General features: G+C 58.5%; 2 protein-coding genes. Both read right to left on the bottom strand.

All coding sequences use genetic code 11. From position 1 onward, the window contains the following. Nucleotides 1–81 precede the first annotated feature (81 nt). Nucleotides 82–543, bottom strand: coding sequence for a hypothetical protein (locus NW819_RS03020; RefSeq protein ID WP_414412845.1), 462 nt, complete (start codon nucleotides 541–543; stop codon nucleotides 82–84). A 184-nt stretch (nucleotides 544–727) separates the two neighbouring features. Next, complete coding sequence (gene chlG / locus NW819_RS03015) at nucleotides 728–1,834, bottom strand: chlorophyll synthase ChlG (protein WP_414352183.1); 1,107 nt, start codon at nucleotides 1,832–1,834, stop codon at nucleotides 728–730. Nucleotides 1,835–1,959 lie beyond the last annotated feature (125 nt).

The following is a 1,959-nucleotide window of genomic DNA, read 5'->3' as shown; positions in this document are numbered from 1 at the left end:
TGGGGGTTAGAGGCATGCTCTCTAGGATGCAGAGCAAATGCTGCGGTTGCAACTGGACAAGAGGTGAAGGGATCCCTGCCCTCAGTCTAGGATGATGCGCAGGCCGCTACCCGAGGGAGTCGCCGGTTCAGGGTTGGGCAAAATCCGCAGCCCACTGCCGGAGGGCCGGATCACTGTGTTGTCAGCATTTACGAAGAAGGTGTTGGATTGGCCGTCCCGCTCATACACTACCACGTCGTTACGGTTGAACCGGGAGCGACAGATGATGGGGGAGTTGTCGGCAGCAGTAGCCGCACTGCAGCGGTAGCCAGGGGCAGAGACGATCTTGCCTTCTTCATCGATGGAAAAAGGAACTGCAGAGGGCAAGATTGGAGAAAAGACCGGCTGGTCGGGATTGAGGATCACCGAGCCACCTGTGCTGGGTTCTACCACGATCCCCCGCCCGTCGATGACGATCCGCTGCGCTTGGGCGGGAGAGACGGCCAGCGGCCCCAAGAGCAAAGCCAGGCTTAGGCCGAGTTGGAGGGGAAACAACAGCTTCATTGGATATCTCCTTTGGCCCAGGGCCATAACAGCTTCCAGGGATCCGCCAACGATCCTTGCAGGGGATGGATCCCTGGCTCAACTTAACTTGATCTTGACTTGATCTTGGCCCAGATGTCGGGCCGAACCCAGGGCGGAAGCCGTCACCTCTGTTGCCAAGATGGGCACTTTGCCGTCGGCTCGACTACCACAGCCCCGAGCGGCCCAACGCCAGCCCGACCACCAACATGCCCAACACCAAAAAGGGCTGCGCGCTGGCTTGGTATTTCACATCGTTGTTCAAAGGATCCCGCAGCAGGTACATATCTTGGAAGGTTATTTGCGGGATGATCAGCAGCACCAAAAGGGCCGCGTAAAGTTTTAGGCCCGCCCCCAGCAAAAACGAGGCCATGCCGAACTGGAACAGGTCGATCATCAGCACCGAGATCCAAGCAGCCCCCATCGCCCCGAACATCACCGGCAAAGAGGCCAAGCCAAACTGCCTGTCCCCTTCGATGCTTTTGAAATCGTTGACCACAGCAATCCCCAGCCCGGCCAAGCTGTAGATCAGCGTCAGGATGCAGACCGTCCAGTTCAGCTCGCCAAACAAGGCGTGACCCGTCCACCAGGGCAGGGCGATGTAGCTGGCGCCCAGGGCGTAGTTGCCCAGCCAGCCGTTGCGCTTGAGCTTCAGGGGCGGCGCCGAGTAGATGTAGGCAATCAGGGCTCCTGCCAGCGCAATGCAGGTGATCACCGGGAAGTCATGGCCGGTGTACCAGTCCAGAGCATAGGCCAAGCCCAACCCCAAGATCAGCAGCACCCAGATTTGGATAACCACCCGCTGCAGAGAGATGGCCCCCGAAGGGATCGGGCGGTAGGGCTCGTTGATGGCGTCGATCTCGCGGTCGTAGTATTCGTTCACCGTTTGGGTATAGCCCGTCATCAGGGGGCCCGCCAGAATCATGCCCACCAAAATGAGAGCCACATTCTCCCAAGTCCAGGTGAAGTGACCGGAAGATGCCGCCCCCGGAATCAGACCCCACACCAAAGGGATCCAGGTGACAGGCTTCATCAGTTGCAAGTGCAACTGCCAAATGGAGCGAGACTCCACCTCTGCTCCTTTCATGCCCAGCAGTTGACGGACACGCTGCGCATTCGACCCGCCGGTGCCAGGGGATCCCTTGCCGGGATCCGAGTCTGGGGTGGTTTCTTCCGCAGTAGCTCCTACCTCCTCTAAACTGGGCTCTGCAGCAAAGGCCATCTCAGCCGCCACTTCCGGCAAGGAGGGATCTTGAGGGATCTTTTCGCTCATGGTGGGATGCGCAATCAAACTGCAATAACGGGGATAACCACCCCCATTCTGAGACATCCTAGCCGGATTGCTCAAACAAGAGGAAAGAGTCAGAAAGTTTAAAGTCAGCTAGAAATCGCAGGAGC

It is taken from the genome of Synechococcus sp. R8-2 (assembly GCF_047461715.1).
Lineage (GTDB): Bacteria > Cyanobacteriota > Cyanobacteriia > Thermostichales > Thermostichaceae > Thermostichus.
The sequence above is the reverse complement of the archived record's forward strand: the minus strand, read 5'-3'. Positions and strand labels throughout refer to the sequence as shown.

Coding starts and splice junctions, on each gene's coding strand:
- NW819_RS03020 (WP_414412845.1), bottom strand. CDS start 543: ATGAAGCTGTTGTTTCCCCTCCAACTCGGCCTAAGCCTGGCTTTGCTC.
- chlG (WP_414352183.1), bottom strand. CDS start 1,834: ATGAGCGAAAAGATCCCTCAAGATCCCTCCTTGCCGGAAGTGGCGGCT.